Here is a 19,323-nt window from a genome sequence, read left to right on the forward strand (position 1 = left end):
TTCAATTAACCGTTGTTATTACGGCTGCCAGAGCGGCGATTGCTGCTGACCTGGCTGTGACGTTTCACCGCACGGCGGATTTGATTCGCCTTCATGCGACGACGATCTTTCTCTACCGCCACTTTCGACGTGGTTTCTGGCGTCAGGCCAACCAGATCGCGCAGGTAGTTGGTTTGCGTCAGATCCAGTTCGGTATAGCCGCCACGTGGCAGGCCTTTCGGCAGCAGAATGTCGCCATAGCGGACGCGAATCAAGCGACTCACCTGGACACCGACCGCTTCCCACAGTCGACGCACCTCGCGGTTACGTCCCTCTGTCAGGGTAACGTTGTACCACTGGTTAATGCCTTCACCACCGGTAAACTTGATGGTTTTGAACGCCGCAGGGCCGTCCTCCAGCTGAACACCACGCGATAGGTCGCGCAGTTTGTTCTCATCAACCTGGCCGAAAACACGAACGGCGTATTCACGTTCCACTTCACGACTCGGGTGCATCAGACGGTTTGCCAGTTCACCATCGGTGGTGAACAGCAGCAGGCCGCAGGTGTTCACGTCCAGACGCCCTACGGCAATCCAGCGGGCGCCACGCAATTTTGGCAGACGGTCAAACACCGTCGGGCGACCTTCCGGGTCGTTGCGGGTACACAGTTCGCCTTCCGGCTTGTAGTAAGCCAGTACGCGGCAGATCTGTTCAGCAGACTCTTTCACGGAGATAAGATGGCCGTCAATGCGGATCTTCAGCCCCGGTACGATTTCAACGCGGTCACCGAGCGTGGCGATTTTACCGTCCACACTCACGCGGCCTGCTTCAATAATGGCTTCGATTTCACGGCGCGAACCGTGGCCGGCGCGTGCCAGCACTTTCTGTAACTTCTCGCTCATTGAGCTTCCTCAGGTGTCGCCTTCACAGGCGTCGAATCAGGTCAAAAACAGGGCGGCGCCCTGCTTTGATGGCCGCGTAGTATATCTGCTTACACCCTTACAAGAAAGGCTTAACATCGCCCACGCCTTCACGAATCACTTCTGGCGCGTCTTCGGTGAGATCCACCACGGTGGTCGGCTGCTGACCAAGATAGCCGCCATGAATAATCAGCTCCACCACCTTCTCCAGACGATCTTTGATCTCTTCCGGGTCGGACTCGGTAAACTCACTGCCCGGCAGCATCAGCGATGTGGAGAGCATCGGCTCGCCGAGGGTTTCCAGTAGCGCCTGGGCAATCGGGTTCGACGGCACGCGCATGCCGATGGTTTTACGTTTTTCCTGCAACAGACGACGCGGCACCTCTTTTGTCCCCTTCAGAATGAAGGTGTAGTTACCCGGCGTGTTGTTTTTAATCAGACGAAAGGCCACGTTATCAACATAAGCATAGGTCGACAGCTCAGAGAGATCGCGACACATCAGGGTGAAGTTGTGGCCATCCGGCAGCTGGCGGATGCGACAGATGCGCTCCATCGCCCCTTTATCCTCAATTTTACAGCCCAGCGCGTAGCCAGAATCGGTTGGGTAGACAATAACGCCGCCTTTGCGGACGATCTCCACGGCCTGATTAATCAGACGTGGCTGGGGGTTATCCGGATGGATATAGAAAAACTGACTCATACTTCCCTCTCTTCAATTTGCTGTGGCTGTTCCCAGAGCTGCCAGACAGGCTCAACGCCCGCGGGTAACCAGAGCTTGCGCCCCAGTTCAATCCACGCGCAGGGCTGATGGAAATCTGAACCCTGTGACCCAAGCAGACCAAACTGACGGGCGTAGGTCGCAAGCTGCGAACGCTCATTGGGTGCCTGCTGACACTGGGCAACTTCCATCGCCTCACCGCCGCATTCGGCAAAGTGCGCCAGCAGTCTTTTCAGCCATTTAGCAGAAAGATTATACCGCCCCGGATGGGCCAGCACGGCCTTACCGCCAGAATGATGAATCACATCAATAGCTTGTTTTATTGTACACCACTGTGGGGGAACGTATCCGGTTTTCCCGCGCGCCAGATACTTTTTAAAGACATTCGCCATGGTCGTCGCCTTACCGGCGTCCACCAGAAAACGGGCGAAATGGCCGCGCGTCACCGCCCCACCGTTCGCCAGCTTTCGCGCGCCTTCCAGCGCACCGGGAATATGCGCTTTTTCCAGACGTTCGCCAATCATCTCCGCGCGTTGATTGCGGCGTGTTTTTTGTTCCTGCAAAAAAGCACGCATGGCCGGATGTTCTGTATCGATATTCAGGCCAACGATATGAATTTCGTGGTTTTCCCAGACCGTCGAGATCTCGACCCCGGCCACCAGATCCACCGCCAGTCCGCTGCGGGCAATCTCGGCGCGCGCGGCGGGAATGCCGTCAGTGGTATCGTGATCGGTTATTGCCAGCGTGCCGACACGCATTTCAACGGCGCGATGGACCAGGGCTTCGGGTGTCAGCAGGCCATCTGAAGCCTGCGTATGGCTGTGTAAATCATAAATTACGGCGTAGGTGGTATCGCTCAAAGCACTTCCCATAACAGGTTGGAGACATCCGAAGCCCCTATGATACCGACTAACCGTGAAATACTGAAATCAGGGGTTGACAACACGCCATCGAACTAGTTAACTAGTACGCAAGTTCACACGAGAAAGGTATCTGAAAATGACAGCACATTTCGCTCTGCACGGTTGGTGGCGTACTTCCTGATCTTCGGGCAGTGTCACGCGTCTGCGAAATGCAAACAGATACCCGGCCCGCTACCCAGCGGGCTTTTTTTTGAACAGAATATGAGAACAACAACATGCAAACAGCCAAACCTCATCTCGAACTGCTGACCTGCGAGGCGGCCTATCGCCATAACCCTACCGCGCTGTTTCATCAGGTGTGCGGCGCACGTCCCGCGACGCTGCTGCTGGAGTCAGCTGATATCGACAGTAAGGACGACCTCAAAAGCCTGCTGCTGGTTGACAGCGCGCTGCGCATTACCGCGTTAGGTGACACCGTCACTATCAGGGCGTTGTCTGACAATGGCGCGTCGCTCCTGCCGCTGCTGGATGCGGCGCTGCCTTCAGGCATTGAAAATGAACGCCACCCGGACCTGCGTATTCTGCATTTCCCGCCGGTGAGCCAGCTGCTGGATGAGGATGCCCGCCTCTGCTCGCTCTCCGTTTTTGACGCCTTTCGCCTGCTGCAAAATCTGGTGGCCGTGCCGGAAGTTGAGCGCGAAGCAATGTTTTTTGGCGGGCTGTTTGCTTACGACCTGGTTGCTGGCTTTGAAGATTTACCGGAAACCGAGCAGGGAAACCGCTGCCCGGACTACTGTTTCTACCTGGCCGAAACCCTGCTGGTGATCGACCATCAGAAAAAATATACCCGCATCCAGGCCAGCCTTTTCACTCCGTCTGAGTCTGAGAAAAATCGCCTCGCGCAGCGCATCGCCCAACTGCAACAGCAGATGTCAGAAGCACCGCCCGCGCTCCCGGTGCAGCGTGTTGAAAAGATGACCTGCGAGGTGAGTCAGACCGACGATCAGTACGGCGCGGTGGTACGTCAGATGCAAAAAGCGATTCGTGCCGGGGAGATTTTCCAGGTAGTGCCGTCCCGTCGCTTCTCACTGCCCTGCCCGTCGCCGCTGGCGGCTTACGATGTACTGAAAAAGAGCAACCCAAGCCCGTACATGTTCTTTATGCAGGACAATGATTTCACCCTGTTTGGCGCGTCGCCGGAAAGCTCCCTCAAGTACGACGCCACCAGCCGCCAGATTGAGATCTACCCGATAGCGGGAACCCGTCCACGCGGCCGTCGTGCCGATGGCTCCCTGGACCGCGATCTCGACAGCCGCATCGAACTTGAAATGCGTACCGACCATAAAGAGCTCTCCGAACACCTGATGCTGGTTGACCTGGCGCGTAACGATCTGGCACGCATTTGTACGCCTGGCAGCCGCTACGTGGCGGACCTGACCAAAGTCGACCGCTACTCCTTCGTCATGCACCTGGTATCCCGCGTGGTGGGTGAACTGCGCCACGACCTCGACGTTCTGCATGCCTACCGCGCCTGCATGAACATGGGCACCCTGAGCGGCGCGCCGAAAGTCCGCGCCATGCAGCTGATCGCCGAAGCGGAAGGACGCCGTCGCGGCAGCTACGGTGGTGCCGTGGGCTATTTCACCGCTCACGGTGACCTTGATACCTGCATCGTGATCCGCTCCGCCTACGTTGAGGACGGCATTGCCACCGTCCAGGCCGGAGCCGGGATTGTGCTGGATTCTGTTCCGCAGTCGGAAGCCGACGAAACCCGCAGTAAAGCGCGCGCGGTACTGCGCGCCATTGCTACCGCACACCATGCACAGGAGATTTTCTGATGGCTGACATTCTGCTGCTCGATAATATCGACTCCTTTACCTACAACCTGGCAGATCAGCTGCGTGCGAATGGTCACAATGTCGTTATCTATCGCAACCACGTTCCGGCCCAGACGCTAATTGACCGTCTGGCGACCATGCAAAACCCGGTGCTGATGCTCTCCCCGGGCCCAGGCGCACCGAGCGAAGCAGGCTGTATGCCTGAGCTGTTGACCCGTATGCGCGGCAAGCTGCCGATTATCGGCATCTGCCTCGGCCACCAGGCGATTGTCGAAGCCTACGGCGGTTACGTGGGTCAGGCGGGGGAGATCCTCCATGGTAAAGCGTCAAGTATTGAACATGACGGTCAGGCGATGTTTGCCGGTCTGCCGAACCCGCTTCCGGTAGCGCGTTACCACTCGCTGGTCGGCAGCAACATTCCGGCCGGGCTGACCATTAACGCCTCGTTTGAAGGGATGGTGATGGCGGTGCGTCACGATGCGGATCGCGTCTGCGGGATGCAGTTCCACCCGGAATCTATCCTGACGTCCAACGGCGCGCGTCTGCTGGAGCAAACGCTCGACTGGGCGCTACAAAAGCTGGAGCAGACCAACACCCTGCAACCGATTCTGGAAAAACTGTATCAGGCTCAGACCCTGAGCCAGCAGGAAAGCCATCAGCTGTTCTCCGCTGTCGTGCGCGGCGAGCTGAAGCCTGAGCAGCTGGCCGCTGCGCTGGTGAGCATGAAGGTACGTGGCGAAAGCCCGCAGGAGATCGCCGGCGCGGCAACCGCGCTGCTGGAAAATGCCGCCCCGTTCCCGCGCCCGGACTATCCATTTGCCGATATTGTCGGGACCGGTGGCGACGGCAGTAACAGTATCAATATTTCCACCGCCAGCGCCTTTGTGGCCGCGGCATGCGGTCTGAAGGTGGCGAAACACGGCAACCGCAGCGTGTCCAGCCGTTCAGGATCGTCCGACCTGCTGGCGGCTTTCGGTATCAACCTGGACATGAACGCCGAGCGTTCCCGTGAAGCGCTGGATGACCTGGGCGTCTGTTTCCTGTTCGCGCCGAAGTATCACACCGGTTTCCGCCACGCGATGCCGGTTCGCCAGCAGCTCAAAACCCGTACGCTGTTTAACGTGCTCGGTCCACTCATTAACCCGGCGCACCCGCCGCTGGCGCTGATTGGCGTTTACAGCCCGGAACTGGTCCTGCCGATTGCGGAGACGCTGCGCGTCCTCGGTTACCAACGCGCCGCCGTGGTACACAGCGGCGGGATGGATGAAGTTTCCCTGCATGCGCCCACGCTGGTGGCGGAACTGAATAACGGCGAAGTGCTGAACTATCAGCTTGAGGCCGCTGACTTCGGGTTGACCCCGTACCATCAGGACGCCCTGGCGGGCGGCACGCCGGAAGAAAACCGTGACATTCTCACGCGCTTATTACAAGGTAAAGGTGAGGCCGCCCATGAGGCCGCCGTGGCGGCCAACGTAGCCATGCTGATGCGTTTACATGGCGAGGAAGATCTGAAAGCCAACGCCCAAAAAGTTCTGGACGTACTGCGCTCCGGTGCAGCTTACGATCGCGTTACCGCACTTGCGGCAAGAGGGTAAATAATGCAGACCGTTTTAGCGAAAATCGTCGCCGATAAGGCCATCTGGGTGGAAGCCCGTAAGCAACAGCAGCCGCTCGCCAGTTTTCAGAATGACGTCGTTCCGAGCAGCCGTCGTTTTTATGATGCGCTCCAGGGCGCGCGTACCGCGTTTATTCTGGAGTGTAAAAAAGCGTCTCCGTCCAAAGGCGTGATCCGCGACGATTTCGACCCGGCGCGTATTGCCGGTATCTACAAGCATCATGCGTCTGCCATTTCTGTGCTGACGGATGAGAAATATTTCCAGGGCAGCTTCGATTTTCTGCCCGTTGTCAGCGGCATCGCGCCGCAGCCGATTCTGTGCAAAGACTTTATTATCGACCCGTATCAGATCTGGCTGGCGCGCTTTTACCAGGCAGATGCCTGCCTGCTGATGCTCTCCGTTCTGGATGACGAGCAGTATCGCCAGCTCTCCGCCGTCGCGCACAGCCTGAATATGGGCGTACTGACCGAAGTGAGCAACGAAGAGGAGCTGGAGCGCGCCATCGCGCTGGAAGCCAAAGTGGTCGGCATTAACAACCGCGACCTGCGCGACCTGTCGATTGACCTCAACCGTACGCGCCAGCTTGCGCCGCGTCTGGGCGCGGGCGTCACGGTGATCAGCGAATCCGGGATTAACAGCTACGCTCAGGTGCGCGAACTCAGCCACTTTGCCAACGGTTTCCTGATAGGTTCCGCAATGATGGAACACGAAGACCTTAATGCGGCCGTGCGCCGCGTGCTGTTGGGTGAGAACAAAGTCTGCGGCCTGACCCGTGAACAGGATGCGCAGGCCGCATATGAAGCGGGCGCAATCTATGGTGGTCTGATCTTTGTTGAGTCCTCTCCTCGCGCCGTTAATGAGGAACAGGCGCGCAAGGTGGTGGCGGCTGCGCCTCTGAGCTACGTGGGCGTGTTCCGCAATGCGGATATTAACGACGTTGCGGCAAAAGCGGACGCGTTATCCCTGAGCGCGGTCCAGCTGCACGGCGATGAAGATCAGGCGTACATCGATGCTCTGCGACATGTTCTGGCGCCTCAGGTTCAGATCTGGAAAGCGCAAAGCGTTGGCGCCACCCTGCCCGCGCGTAACCTGAAGCATGTTGATAAATACGTGCTCGACAACGGCCAGGGCGGCACGGGGCAGCGTTTTGACTGGTCACTGCTGCGTGGCGAAGTGCTGGACAATGTCCTGCTGGCGGGGGGATTAAGCCCCGATAACTGTGTGGAAGCGGCCAAAACCGGCTGCGCAGGCCTCGATTTCAATTCAGGCGTAGAGTCCCAACCGGGCATTAAAGACGCCAGCAAGCTGGCATCGGTATTTAAAACTCTGCGTGCATATTAAGGAAGAGAAGATGACGACATTACTTAACCCGTATTTTGGTGAGTTCGGTGGGATGTATGTCCCACAAATCCTGATGCCCGCGCTGCGCCAGCTGGAAGAAGCGTTCGTGAGCGCACAGAAAGATCCGGCGTTTCAGGCGGAGTTTACTGACCTGCTGAAAAACTACGCCGGTCGTCCGACTGCGCTGACAAAGTGCCGCAACCTGACCGAAGGCACTAAAACTACGCTGTATCTTAAGCGTGAAGATCTGCTGCACGGTGGCGCGCATAAAACTAACCAGGTGCTTGGCCAGGCGCTGCTCGCGAAGCAGATGGGTAAAACCGAAATCATCGCCGAAACCGGCGCGGGGCAGCACGGTGTGGCCTCAGCGCTCGCCAGCGCCCTGCTCGGTCTGAAATGCCGCATTTACATGGGGGCGAAGGACGTTGAGCGCCAGTCGCCAAACGTGTTCCGTATGCGTCTTATGGGGGCGGAAGTGATCCCGGTGCACAGCGGTTCTGCCACGCTGAAAGATGCCTGTAATGAAGCGCTTCGCGACTGGTCTGGCAGCTACGAAACCGCCCACTACATGCTCGGTACCGCCGCGGGCCCGCACCCGTTCCCGACCATCGTGCGTGAATTCCAGCGCATGATCGGCGAAGAGACTAAAGCGCAGATCCTCGAAAAAGAGGGTCGCCTGCCGGATGCGGTGATCGCCTGCGTTGGCGGCGGATCTAACGCCATCGGCATGTTTGCCGATTTTATCGACGAAACCAGCGTTGGGCTGATTGGCGTTGAGCCTGCCGGCCACGGTATTGAAACGGGCGAGCATGGTGCGCCGCTGAAGCATGGCCGCGTGGGGATCTACTTCGGCATGAAGGCCCCGATGATGCAGACCGATGAAGGGCAGATTGAAGAGTCTTACTCAATCTCTGCCGGGCTGGATTTCCCGTCCGTAGGGCCGCAGCACGCGTTCCTGAACAGCACCGGCCGCGCGGATTATGTCTCCATCACAGATGACGAAGCGCTGGAGGCCTTCAAAACGCTGTGCCGCAATGAAGGGATCATCCCGGCGCTGGAGTCTTCCCACGCGCTGGCGCACGCGCTGAAAATGATGAAGGAAAACCCGGAAAAAGAGCAGCTGCTGGTGGTAAACCTTTCCGGGCGCGGTGACAAAGATATCTTCACCGTTCACGATATTCTGAAAGCACGAGGGGAAATCTGATGGAACGCTACGACAACGCATTTGCACAACTGAAAGCTCGCCAGGAAGGCGCCTTCGTTCCCTTCGTGACGCTGGGCGACCCCGGCCCGGAGCAGTCGCTGAAGATTATCGACACCCTGATTGATGCCGGTGCCGACGCGCTGGAGCTCGGTATTCCGTTCTCCGATCCGCTGGCGGATGGCCCGACCATTCAGAACGCAACGCTACGCGCGTTTGCCGCGGGCGTGACGCCGAGCCAGTGCTTTGAAATGCTGGCGGCGATCCGTCAGAAGCACCCGACCATTCCGATCGGCCTGCTGATGTACGCCAACCTGGTGTTCAGCCGCGGTATTGATGCGTTTTACGCAGAGTGCGCCCGCGTGGGCGTTGACTCCGTGCTGGTGGCTGACGTGCCCGTTGAAGAGTCTGCGCCATTCCGTCAGGCGGCAATGCGCCACAACGTCGCGCCGATTTTCATCTGTCCACCGAATGCCGATGACGATCTGTTGCGCCAGATTGCCTCTTACGGACGAGGTTACACCTACCTGCTCTCCCGTGCGGGCGTCACCGGTGCGGAAAACAAAGCCGCGCTGCCGCTGCATCATCTGGTGGAGAAGCTGGCAGAATACCATGCTGCACCGCCGCTTCAGGGCTTTGGCATTTCTTCACCGGATCAGGTTACTGCGGCGATTGACGCGAAAGCCGCCGGAGCCATTTCCGGTTCGGCTATCGTGAAAATTATCGAGAAGAACGTGGATAAGCCAGAGCAGATGCTGGCTGAGTTACACGCATTCGTCACATCCATGAAAGCGGCCACGCGCAAGGCGTAACCGTTAACACCGTCTGGCCCCGGCGTCAGGCGGTTTTCCCTTCTCTCTTCCTGAAAGAAGCAGGTCAAAATTGATCCTGTCGATATTTTCGGTGTGAATGACTTTCCAAACTTTCGCGTAAGCGTATGATCTGGGCTCTTTTTAGCGTTACCCTTCTGAGTTCAGAGGTTATTCATGTCATGGCATTCCTTCAAACAGACTTACCTGGTTAAGTTCTGGTCACCTGTTCCGGCCGTTATCGCGGCAGGCATTCTCTCTACTTATTATTTCGGTATTACCGGCACCTTCTGGGCTGTTACGGGCGAGTTTACCCGCTGGGGTGGGCAGCTATTACAGCTGGCAGGCGTCCATGCCGAAGAGTGGGGCTACTTCAAACTGATCCATCTTGAGGGCACACCGCTGACCCGCATCGACGGGATGATGATCATTGGCATGTTCGGCGGCTGTTTTGCGGCCGCGCTGTGGGCCAACAACGTTAAGTTGCGCATGCCGAAAAGCCGCATCCGCATTATGCAGGCCGTGGTCGGCGGCATCATTGCCGGGTTTGGCGCCCGCCTGGCGATGGGCTGTAATCTGGCCGCGTTCTTTACCGGTATTCCGCAGTTCTCGCTGCATGCCTGGTTCTTTGCCGTCGCCACCGCCATCGGCTCCTACTTCGGTGCTAAATTCACCCTGCTGCCGCTGTTCCGCATTCCGGTGAAAATGACGAAAGTTAGCGCTGCCTCTCCGTTAACGCAAAAACCCGATCAGGCGCGTCGTCGCTTCCGCCTCGGTATGCTGGTCTTTTTTGCCATGGTTGCCTGGGCGATTTGCACGGCGATGAATCAGCCAAAACTTGGCCTGGCCATGCTGTTCGGCGTCGGTTTTGGTCTGCTGATTGAACGCGCGCAGATCTGCTTTACCTCCGCGTTTCGCGATATGTGGATCACCGGACGCACCATGATGGCGAAGGCGATCATTGCCGGTATGGCCGTGAGCGCGATCGGCATCTTCAGCTACGTTCAGCTCGGCGTGGAACCGAAAATCATGTGGGCGGGCCCAAATGCCGTCATTGGCGGGCTGCTGTTTGGTTTTGGCATCGTGCTGGCGGGCGGGTGTGAAACCGGCTGGATGTATCGCGCTGTGGAAGGCCAGGTGCATTACTGGTGGGTGGGTCTGGGTAACGTGATTGGCTCTACAATTCTGGCCTACTACTGGGATGACGTCTCTCCGGTACTGGCAACAAACTGGGACAAGGTCAACCTGCTGAATACCTTTGGTCCACTCGGGGGGCTCCTGGTGACCTACGCCCTGCTGCTTATCGCCTTCTTACTGGTTGTTGCACAAGAGAAGCGCTTCTTCCGACGCGCCACCGCCAAAACTGAAACTCAGGAGAATGCCGCATGAAAGAGATCGTGCCTGATTATCGTCTCGATATGGTGGGTGAACCTTGCCCTTACCCGGCCGTCGCCACGCTTGAAGCGCTACCGCAGCTAAAGAAAGGTGAAATTCTGGAAGTGGTGAGCGATTGCCCCCAGTCGATCAATAACATTCCTCTTGATGCCAAAAATCACGGCTATACCGTGCTGGATATCCAGCAGGACGGACCAACCATTCGTTATTTAATTCAGAAGTGACTTCACGATCTAAAAAGGCCTCTCAGAGGCCTTTTCTAGTTTACTGGCTTTGGCCACCGTCGTCGTCTGAGCTTCGGCAGGCATGAATGAATGGTGAGACGTGTTCCGCAAACGGAACAGATAGCACCGTGAGGTAGGCTATGTGCTGGGCTGAACGTCGTGAACTGAAACTGTTTACCTGCACAAACCGGACACTCAAATTTGATGTTGGGGATATCCCCTCCAGCCAGGTGTATGGAACAACCACCATACAGCAATCACCGGCTGACAGGGGATATATCTTCTGTCAGAAACGATAGCCTGCTGAGAACATAAATACCCACGGATCCAGACGGGTATTGATACTTTGCTGCTGCCCGTCAGCTTTAAAGCGCACGTCCGTATCAATGTCCATATACCAGACCGAGGCGTTGATCAGCCAGTCACGGTTAATCAGATAATCCAGACCAACCTGCCCCGCCATGCCCCACGAGTCTTTCAGGCTGAGATCGGAGAGCCCGGCCTCTTTACCGGTATCGTTAAATTTCTCATCAAAGAAGGTGGTGTAGTTAACGCCTGCACCAATATAAGGGCGCACCTTGCTGCTGGAATCGCCGAAGTACCACTGCGCCATCAGCGTTGGTGGCAAATGGTGCACCGTGGCAATGTCCCCGGTCGGTCCTAAACCGACGCGGTGACGGAATGGCGTGGCGGCTAAAAGCTCGACGCCAACGTTATCCGTTGCCATATACGTAAACGTCAGGCCTAACTGGGTGTTATTGCTGACGTTAAACCCGCCCATACCCAGTACATTATCGGACCCTTCCGTTGGACGTACCGTTGCCGAACCGGCACGAATAAAGAATTCGCCTGCTTCATGCGCGTACGCGCCGCCAGAGAGACTGCTTAAGATAAGGGCTGCCACCGCTAATTTTTTCATATCCGCTCCATCGTTGTGGTTTTAATTGCGGAGGAGAATATACTCACAAATGAGTAATAAGTGATCTAACACAGATCACATTAAAACCAGTAAGTTAACATTCATTGATCTAGGTTAATTTTTGATGACACCTCATAAAGCAATAAGTTGTTACCGCGTCAATTTTTGGCATTTCATGGTTACAAAATTTTCTGTCTTCCCTCTCTTGCGCTTCCTGTAGCGGCTGGATAATTTATCGCTCTCACAATGTGATTTGATGCGTTCTACTTTTGCAGGTGTGCCATGAGTGATCATAACCCGTGCATGACGTGCGGAGCCTGTTGTGCGTATTTTCGAGTCTCTTTCTACTGGGCTGAAGCCAGCGATGGCGGCGGCACCGTTCCGGTTGATCTCACTGAACCCTTAACCCCTTTTCTGCGCTGTATGCGCGGCACCAACCAAAAACAGAGCCGCTGTGTGGCACTGCAAGGTGAGCCTGGGGTATCCACCCGCTGTTCCATTTACGCGGATCGCCCCAGCCCGTGTCGCACTTTCGCGATGTCGGGAAAGGATGGGCAGGTCAATGAGGCATGCAATCGCGCCCGCGCCCGCTATGGATTACCGCCGCTTTACAAAGATATGCTTTTCCATACAAGCCTTGATGCTGCCACCAGCGTGTTATCCGGTGTACAATTGCCGGCTAATTAACACCTGCAATACTCAAGGAGAGTGCATGTCTATCACGGCGAAGTCTGTCTACCGTGACACGGGAAATTTTTTCCGCAATCAGTTCATTACCTTTTTACTGATCGCGTTGTTGTGCGCCTTTATTACGGTGGTGCTGGGTCATGCGTTCTCACCCAGTGATGAACAGATTGCCACGCTGAGCCAGGGGGAAAATCTTGCAGGCAGCGCAGGGTTGTTTGACCTTGTACAGAATATGACGCCAGAGCAACAGCAAATCTTGCTGCGCGCATCTGCGGCATCTACCTTCTCGGGCCTGATTGGCAACGCCATTCTGGCGGGTGGCGTGTTGCTGATGATCCAGCTGGTGACTGCCGGCCAACGCGTCAGCGCGTTACGTGCAATCGGGGCCAGCGCTCCGGTGCTGCCAAAACTGTTTATCCTCATCTTCCTTACCACGCTGCTGGTCCAGATGGGGATAATGTTGGTTGTCGTTCCGGGCGTGCTGCTGGCTATCGTGCTTTCATTCGCGCCAGTAATGGTTGTGCAGGACAAAATGGGCATTTTCACCGCCATGCGCAGCAGCATCAGGCTCGCATGGGCCAATATGCGACTGGTCGCCCCGGCCGTTATCAGCTGGCTGCTGGCCAAAACTCTGCTGTTGCTGTTTGCGCCGAATTTTGCGGTGTTAACGCCAAACGTCGGAGCGGTTGTCGCCAATACGCTGAGCAATCTGATTTCAGCCGTGCTGCTGGTCTATTTGTTCCGCCTGTACATGTTAATTCGTCAGTAACTGGGATCGCAGAATGAAGCAGTTTCTTGATTTTTTACCGCTGATCGTATTTTTCGCTTTTTATAAGCTGTACAACATTTATGCCGGCACGCTGGCGCTGATTGTGGCAACGGCTGTGGTGCTGATTTACAGCTGGGTTCGCTATCGCAAAGTTGAAAAGATGGCGCTCATCACCTTCCTGATGGTGGCGGTGTTTGGAGGTCTGACGTTGTTCTTCCACAATGATGAATTTATCAAATGGAAGGTCACGGTGATTTACGGCCTGTTTGCGGGCGCACTCCTCATCAGCCAGTGGGTGATGAAGAAGCCGCTGATCCAGCGCATGCTGGGGAAAGAACTGACCCTGCCACAGGCTGTGTGGGGGCGTCTGAATATCGCCTGGGCGCTATTTTTTATTCTGTGTGGTCTGGCGAATATCTATATCGCATTCTGGCTGCCGCAGAATATCTGGGTCAACTTCAAGGTGTTTGGCCTGACGGCGCTGACTCTTATCTTCACCCTGCTCAGCGGCGTTTATATTTATCGCCACATGCCGCAGGATGACAAGCACTGATCCTTCTGGCCAGATCGCCACGCGGTCTGGCCTCTTTTCCCGCCTTCTCTTTTCTCTACATCCTTCCTGCGAAAATGTCTGAATCATGAAGATTTTATGGAGTTTGCTGTCACTTTATTGTAATGAGAATGACTATCATTAATATTCGTCATCGCATTTTTAACAAATGGAAATGAGTTGATGAATAACATAATAAGATTTGCCCCGGCTACACTTACGCTCGCCATTCTTTCAACGCTTTATCAGAGCGCACACGCAGCGGAAGATCCTCTCGCCGATGGTGAAACAATGGTTGTTCAGGCCACCGCTGAAGAGGCGCTGAAGCAACAGCCGGGGGTTTCCATCATCACGGCAAAGGACATAGAAAAGGATCCACCGGTGAACGATCTTTCTGAAATTATTCGCAAAATGCCCGGGGTTAACCTCACCGGAAACAGCGCGACAGGCAGCCGCGGTAACAACCGCCAGATCGACATCCGCGGTATGGGGCCGGAGAACACGCTGATTCTGATTGACGGTGTGCCGGTGTCGTCACGTAACTCGGTGCGCTACAGCTGGCGCGGGGAGCGCGACACCCGCGGGGATACCAACTGGGTTCCGCCAGAGATGGTTGAGCGCATTGAAGTGCTCCGGGGACCTGCTGCCGCCCGCTATGGTTCGGGGGCGGCCGGCGGCGTCGTCAACATCATTACCAAACGCCCGACCAACGACTGGCACGGCTCGCTCTCCCTGTACACTAACCAGCCTGAAAATGATAAAGAGGGAGCGACGAAACGCGCTAATTTTGATCTGAGCGGCCCCCTTGCGGGCGATGCGTTAACGATGCGCCTGTACGGGAATATCAACAAAACTGACGCAGATGCTCAGGACATCAACACCGCGCAAAACGGCTCTTACGCCGCCGGACGTGAAGGCGTGCGCAACAAGGACATTAATGCCCTGCTCTCCTGGAAACTCACGCCACAGCAGATTATCGATTTCGACTACAGCTACAGCCGCCAGGGCAATATCTACGCGGGTGATACTCAATACAGCAACAGCAACGTCAGCCCTGACGGTCTGGTGTCGTCCCTGTATGGACACGAAACGAACCGAATGTACCGCCAGTCCTATGGCATTACGCACAACGGCATCTGGGACTGGGGCCAGTCTAAGTTCGGTGTTTATTATGAAAAGACCAACAACACCCGCCTGGAAGAAGGCTCTACGGGCAAAGTTGAGGGGATGATCAATAGCGATAAATACGATACCAGCCGGCTGGAGTCATACCGTTCAACGGGTGAACTGAACATTCCTTTCTTCTGGCTGGTCGAACAGACGCTAACCGTGGGTGCAGAATGGAACCGTGATGAACTGAACGATCCGGCCTCAATGCAGGCGACAAATGTGTCGGGAGAAGTGATTAACGGCGTTCCCGGTACGGCTTCTGAGCGCAACAGCAAAAACAGCGCTGACCTCACTGGCATCTATCTTGAGGACAATATTGAAGCGCGCCAGGGCACCAACCTGATCCCAGGGCTCCGCTTTGATTATCACAATCAGTTTGGCAGCAACTGGAGTCCTAGCCTGAACCTCTCTCAGGATTTGGGTGACATGTTCAAAGTTAAAGCGGGTATCGCTCGGGTATTTAAAGCGCCAAACCTGTATCAATCCAGCGAAGGCTATCTGCTTTCCACCCGCGGCAATGGCTGCCCGAACAACGTTTCCGAAGGAAGCTGTTACCTGTTAGGTAATCCGGATCTGGATCCTGAAATCAGCGTGAACAAAGAGATTGGCCTGGCCTTTGCGCTGGAAGGCTACGAGGCTGGCATAACCTGGTTCCGCAACGATTACAAAAACAAGATTGTTTCAGGAACGGACGTGCTGGGCCAGACAAGCAGCGGCGCAAATATCCTTCAGTGGCAGAACGGAGGAAAGGCTGTTGTTGAGGGGCTGGAAGGCAACCTCACCGTCCCGGTTATCCGCGACACGCTAACCTGGCGTACCAATGCGACGTATATGATTCAGTCTGAAAGTAAGGACACCGGCAACCCTCTGTCGATTATCCCAAAATATACCGTCAACACGATGCTCGACTGGCAGGTTAACAGCAAACTTTCAGCGAACCTTAGCTGGACGATGTATGGCCGCCAGAAGCCAAGAGAAAATGCTGAAATCCGCAAAGAGCAGAATGCAATGTCAGATAAAGAGATTGGCGCCTATTCCATCGTTGGGATCGGTAGTAACTATCAACTGACAAAAGATCTCCGCCTGAATGCCGGGATCAGCAACCTCTTTGATAAGCAGATTTACCGAGAAAATGACGGTGCATCGACCTATAACGAACCAGGCCGTGCGTATTACGCCGGCGTGACACTGTCCTTCTGACCCTAAGGCGCCTGCTCGGCGGGCGCTAACCCTATTCTCTCCAGCCAGAAATCATAGTAGCATCCCGCCTGAAGTCTTCAGTTACGAGTTTAAAACAATGACAACAAATGACGCCCCACAGGGCGAACTAGTTTTACGCACACTGGCAATGCCTGCGGATACGAATGCCAATGGCGATATTTTTGGCGGCTGGTTGATGTCGCAGATGGATATGGGCGGTGCAATCCTGGCAAAAGAGATTGCACACGGGCGCGTGGTGACAGTCCGGGTCGATGGCATGACCTTTCTGCGCCCTGTCGCGGTGGGGGACGTGGTGTGCTGTTACGCACGCTGCGTAAAACGCGGCAATACGTCTGTCTCCATCAACATTGAAGTATGGGTGAAAAAAGTCTCTTCTGAGCCGATTGGTCAGCGCTATAAGGCGACGGAGGCATTATTCATCTATGTGGCGGTGGATAGCGACGGTAAGCCCCGCCAGCTCCCACGGAGCTGATCCTCAGGTAAAAAAAAGCCTCCTTGCGGAGGCTTCTTTTATTCCATCTGTGCCCCGCCGTTCAGGCGGAAGACAATGTTCACAATCAACCCATTGCCGGGTTTACCGGCTTCATAGCGCCACCTGCGCATGGCCGATTTAACTTCGCGTTCAAACATATTCGCCGGCTGTGCGGACAGGATTTCCACGTTATCGACACGTCCGTCGGCCGTAACGTCGAATTTCACCCGTACACGCCCTTCAATACGTAACGCCTGAGCACGTGCCGGGTACTGCGGCTGGTTACGGCTCAGCGCGCGCGGGCCTGCGGGCGCCGTTACCGTCGGTTTTGTCGCGGTCGTGGTGTTATTCATCAGCGGACGTGACGGGGCGGCATTTTCAACCGGCTGCGTGGCGCGTGGCTCAACCGGACGCACTTCGCGTTTCGGACGCTCTTCCACCTTTTTGACCGGTTTGGGTTTTGGCTTCGGCTTAGGCTTCGGCTCCGGCTTATGGATCACTACCGGCGCTTCTTTCGGCGGTTCAGGAACCGGCTCGGGCTCTGGCTCCGGCTCGGGTTCAACAACGGGCTGTGGCGGCGGCGGCGCAACCTGCGGCGGCTCAAGATCCGCAGGCGATACCATGGTCACAGAAATTGGCTGCGCTGGCGCCGGCATTTCAATAACCTGATGAACCGAGGTATAGAGCAGACCCGCCACGACAGCACCGTGAATAACGACGGAAAGCAGCGTCGGCCATGGAAAGCGGCGAGGTAAATCAAGGGTCATCGAAGTCATAATCATCAACGTTAAAAAACCGAACCTCGATTTTAAATGCAAATAGCAATCATATTCAATAAGACACTTTGTCCTGGCGCAATTTAAGCGTACATGAGGGCAAAAAAGGGGCATCCAGATCAGGGTTTTAACATTGTTATTATCTTTACATTGCAGTCATTTGTGCTTTCACATAACGTAATTGTCACTTTTACCGGTTAAGGAGCTTTGCCGTGCTTTACGTGATTTACGCTGAAGATGTACCTGATTCTCTGGAAAAACGTCTTTCCGTTCGCCCTGCTCATCTGGCGCGTTTACAGTTGCTACAGGATGAAGGTCGGTTGCTGACCGCAGGCCCGATGCCTGCCGTTGACAGCAACGATCCGGGCGCGGCGGGTTTTACCGGCTCCACGGTGATTGCCGAGTTTGAATCTCTGGAAGCCGCGCAGGCCTGGGCAGAAGCAGACCCGTACGTCGCAGCCGGCGTGTACGAGAAAGTCACGGTTCGTCCGTATAAAAAAGTATTCTGAAACGAAAGGCTCCCTCGGGAGCCTTTTCTTCATTCAGTGCAGCGACGCCAGCCTCGCCGCAAATCCGACAAACAGCAGACCTATCAGCCCGTTCCCCAGCTTCGCCAGTTTCTTTTTGGTTTTGAGGTAACGCGTGACAAACGCGCCTGAGAAAATCAGGAAGCTCATGTACATGAAGCTGATCAGCTCAAGCGTTGTGGCGAGGATCAGGAACGACGTGCCGGTATTCTTCGCATTGACATCAATGAACTGCACGAAGAACGACACGTAAAAGAGAATCGCTTTCGGGTTCGTCAGGCTCAGCACCAGCGAACGCTTAAGGATAGCGCTTGCCGGTTCGGCGCTACTTTCGTGCGCATTTTTTTGACGCGTCATAACGGACCAGAGCATTTTTCCGCCCAGCCACAGCAGATAAAACGCGCCCAGATAGCGGACAATATTAAATAAAACCGGAGTGGTCTGGATCAACGCGGCGACGCCCGCCCAGGCCAGAAACATCAGCACGGCATCACCAATAAACACACCGGTGGCTGCCAGATAGCCTTTCTTAACGCCGTGGCCAATCCCTGTTTTCAGCACAAACAAGGTGTTCGGTCCTGGAACCAGCACGATAAAAAATGCGCCGACAACATAGGTCCAGAAATTCAGTACACCAAACTCCGCAAACACGTCTCACTCCTTTCGCTCAAAAACAGCGGGGATACCGGTAATTACGGTATCCCCTGAATCAGTTGCGCTATTGTACGCCGTTATAGCCATCAAGATAAGTCGCGGCCAGTTCGTTACCAAATAATAGGGCGTCTTTACTGTCCATGTCCGAAGACCATTTATCCTTCGCGTTGCCTGCGAACAATTCCTGCGACTTCGCATTTTCTTTTAGCTGATCGCGAATGCTTTGCGCGTATACACTGGCTTCAGCCTCAGTCCGCCCTTCCGCGCGGTCAGCTTTGCCCCGGGCATAAAGCTCGCGGAACTGCGCCACGTTCAGCTGATAATTTTTCTGCACGCTGGAGGTGTAATTGCCGCCAGTAAAGCTGGACTGATGCGACACGAAATAAAACGCGTGCCGTTCGGGTGAGGTTTTGCTGCTGGCACAACCGCTTAATATCGCAATCCCAAAGAGTGCTGCCATTACTTTTCCGTTCATCCTTTTTTCCTTTAATAAAAATGTATTCCCCATGCGAAAACATAATCTGCCAATGAGGAAAATGACGAAAGTCCTAAATCTTCCCTGAGCGCATCCAGCGCCAAAAGTACAATAAAAATCCAGAGATAAGGATTCATCTTTTAATATCATGACGTTATGGGGACTTAGTATATCGCGGAAAGCAGATGGGAAGAGACTG

21 protein-coding genes and 1 other annotated feature are annotated in these 19,323 nt (G+C 55.4%); of the genes, 14 read left to right on the plus strand and 7 right to left on the minus strand.

Annotated elements, in window-relative coordinates:
• Positions 1–5: 5 nt before the first annotated feature.
• From rluB to rnm, 3 genes are all read right to left on the minus strand, one after another.
• A complete protein-coding gene (gene rluB / locus IMQ56_RS15445; protein ID WP_003856794.1) occupies positions 6–881 on the minus strand; it encodes a 23S rRNA pseudouridine(2605) synthase RluB in 876 nt (291 codons plus the stop codon).
• Between the two features lie 97 nt (positions 882–978).
• Complete coding sequence (locus IMQ56_RS15450; protein WP_003856793.1) at positions 979–1,599, minus strand: L-threonylcarbamoyladenylate synthase; 621 nt, start codon at positions 1,597–1,599, stop codon at positions 979–981.
• A complete protein-coding gene (rnm, locus tag IMQ56_RS15455; protein WP_196063934.1) occupies positions 1,596–2,489 on the minus strand; it encodes an RNase AM in 894 nt (297 codons plus the stop codon). Before rnm ends, IMQ56_RS15450 begins: the two co-directional genes overlap by 4 nt.
• A gap of 127 nt (positions 2,490–2,616) precedes the next feature.
• On the opposite strand from rnm, the gene trpL reads away from it, so the two are divergent.
• The 8 genes from trpL (at position 2,617) to yedF (ending at position 10,904) form a co-directional block, all read left to right on the plus strand.
• Complete coding sequence (gene trpL, locus IMQ56_RS15460) at positions 2,617–2,661, plus strand: trp operon leader peptide (protein ID WP_071524153.1); 45 nt, start codon at positions 2,617–2,619, stop codon at positions 2,659–2,661.
• Positions 2,638–2,732 (plus strand) — a sequence feature (Trp leader region). (Overlaps the previous gene by 24 nt.)
• 23 nt (positions 2,733–2,755) lie before the next feature.
• Positions 2,756–4,318, plus strand: a complete 1,563-nt coding sequence (locus IMQ56_RS15465; protein WP_015570383.1) for an anthranilate synthase component 1 — start codon at positions 2,756–2,758, stop codon at positions 4,316–4,318.
• Entirely contained in the window at positions 4,318–5,913 is a 1,596-nt protein-coding gene (gene trpD / locus IMQ56_RS15470; protein ID WP_017384223.1) for a bifunctional anthranilate synthase glutamate amidotransferase component TrpG/anthranilate phosphoribosyltransferase TrpD, read from the plus strand. Before IMQ56_RS15465 ends, trpD begins: the two co-directional genes overlap by 1 nt.
• A gap of 3 nt (positions 5,914–5,916) precedes the next feature.
• On the plus strand, positions 5,917–7,275 hold the full coding sequence (gene trpCF / locus IMQ56_RS15475; RefSeq protein WP_126542690.1) for a bifunctional indole-3-glycerol-phosphate synthase TrpC/phosphoribosylanthranilate isomerase TrpF: 1,359 nt from the start codon (positions 5,917–5,919) through the stop codon (positions 7,273–7,275).
• A gap of 10 nt (positions 7,276–7,285) precedes the next feature.
• Positions 7,286–8,479, plus strand: a complete 1,194-nt coding sequence (trpB, locus tag IMQ56_RS15480) for a tryptophan synthase subunit beta (RefSeq protein WP_196063933.1) — start codon at positions 7,286–7,288, stop codon at positions 8,477–8,479.
• A complete protein-coding gene (gene trpA, locus IMQ56_RS15485) occupies positions 8,479–9,288 on the plus strand; it encodes a tryptophan synthase subunit alpha (RefSeq protein ID WP_015570379.1) in 810 nt (269 codons plus the stop codon). The genes trpB and trpA overlap by 1 nt, the downstream gene beginning before the upstream one ends.
• A 174-nt stretch (positions 9,289–9,462) precedes the next feature.
• Complete coding sequence (yedE, locus tag IMQ56_RS15490) at positions 9,463–10,674, plus strand: selenium metabolism membrane protein YedE/FdhT (protein ID WP_023296721.1); 1,212 nt, start codon at positions 9,463–9,465, stop codon at positions 10,672–10,674.
• Positions 10,671–10,904, plus strand: coding sequence for a sulfurtransferase-like selenium metabolism protein YedF (gene yedF / locus IMQ56_RS15495; protein WP_003856774.1), 234 nt, complete (start codon positions 10,671–10,673; stop codon positions 10,902–10,904). Before yedE ends, yedF begins: the two co-directional genes overlap by 4 nt.
• 286 nt (positions 10,905–11,190) lie before the next feature.
• Here the strand turns inward: yedF and ompW are convergent, their stop codons facing one another.
• The gene (gene ompW, locus IMQ56_RS15500; RefSeq protein ID WP_045347758.1) at positions 11,191–11,823 is read right to left on the minus strand and encodes an outer membrane protein OmpW; all 633 of its coding nucleotides are present in this window, start codon (positions 11,821–11,823) and stop codon (positions 11,191–11,193) included.
• 282 nt (positions 11,824–12,105) lie between these two features.
• Here ompW and IMQ56_RS15505 point away from each other — a divergent pair, with 282 nt between their 5' ends.
• The 5 genes from IMQ56_RS15505 (at position 12,106) to yciA (ending at position 16,692) form a co-directional block, all read left to right on the plus strand.
• Positions 12,106–12,510 carry a YkgJ family cysteine cluster protein gene (locus tag IMQ56_RS15505; protein ID WP_023296724.1) on the plus strand — a complete coding sequence of 135 codons (405 nt, stop codon included), beginning with the start codon at positions 12,106–12,108 and terminating at the stop codon, positions 12,508–12,510.
• 25 nt (positions 12,511–12,535) lie between these two features.
• The gene (locus IMQ56_RS15510) at positions 12,536–13,279 is read left to right on the plus strand and encodes a YciC family protein (RefSeq protein WP_196063932.1); all 744 of its coding nucleotides are present in this window, start codon (positions 12,536–12,538) and stop codon (positions 13,277–13,279) included.
• 13 nt (positions 13,280–13,292) lie between these two features.
• Complete coding sequence (locus IMQ56_RS15515) at positions 13,293–13,832, plus strand: septation protein A (protein ID WP_196063931.1); 540 nt, start codon at positions 13,293–13,295, stop codon at positions 13,830–13,832.
• Between the two features lie 180 nt (positions 13,833–14,012).
• Positions 14,013–16,199: a TonB-dependent siderophore receptor gene (locus tag IMQ56_RS15520; RefSeq protein ID WP_196063930.1), complete on the plus strand. Its 2,187-nt coding sequence runs from the start codon at positions 14,013–14,015 to the stop codon at positions 16,197–16,199.
• Positions 16,200–16,296: 97 nt separating this feature from the next.
• The gene (gene yciA, locus IMQ56_RS15525) at positions 16,297–16,692 is read left to right on the plus strand and encodes an acyl-CoA thioester hydrolase YciA (protein ID WP_003856759.1); all 396 of its coding nucleotides are present in this window, start codon (positions 16,297–16,299) and stop codon (positions 16,690–16,692) included.
• Between the two features lie 38 nt (positions 16,693–16,730).
• On the opposite strand, the gene tonB is transcribed toward yciA, so the two are convergent.
• Entirely contained in the window at positions 16,731–17,459 is a 729-nt protein-coding gene (tonB, locus tag IMQ56_RS15530) for a TonB system transport protein TonB (RefSeq protein WP_017384230.1), read from the minus strand.
• A 221-nt stretch (positions 17,460–17,680) separates the two neighbouring features.
• On the opposite strand from tonB, the gene IMQ56_RS15535 reads away from it, so the two are divergent.
• Entirely contained in the window at positions 17,681–17,977 is a 297-nt protein-coding gene (locus IMQ56_RS15535) for a YciI family protein (protein WP_003856755.1), read from the plus strand.
• A 33-nt stretch (positions 17,978–18,010) separates the two neighbouring features.
• Here the strand turns inward: IMQ56_RS15535 and leuE are convergent, their stop codons facing one another.
• Together leuE and IMQ56_RS15545 are read right to left on the minus strand one after the other, a co-directional pair.
• A complete protein-coding gene (gene leuE / locus IMQ56_RS15540; RefSeq protein ID WP_006810877.1) occupies positions 18,011–18,646 on the minus strand; it encodes a leucine efflux protein LeuE in 636 nt (211 codons plus the stop codon).
• A gap of 67 nt (positions 18,647–18,713) precedes the next feature.
• Positions 18,714–19,124, minus strand: coding sequence for an Exc2 family lipoprotein (locus tag IMQ56_RS15545; RefSeq protein WP_032103377.1), 411 nt, complete (start codon positions 19,122–19,124; stop codon positions 18,714–18,716).
• Positions 19,125–19,323: the final 199 nt, after the last annotated feature.

It is taken from the genome of Enterobacter sp. Res13-Sevr-PEC09-46, from assembly GCF_015672585.1.
Lineage (GTDB): Bacteria > Pseudomonadota > Gammaproteobacteria > Enterobacterales > Enterobacteriaceae > Enterobacter > Enterobacter hormaechei_C.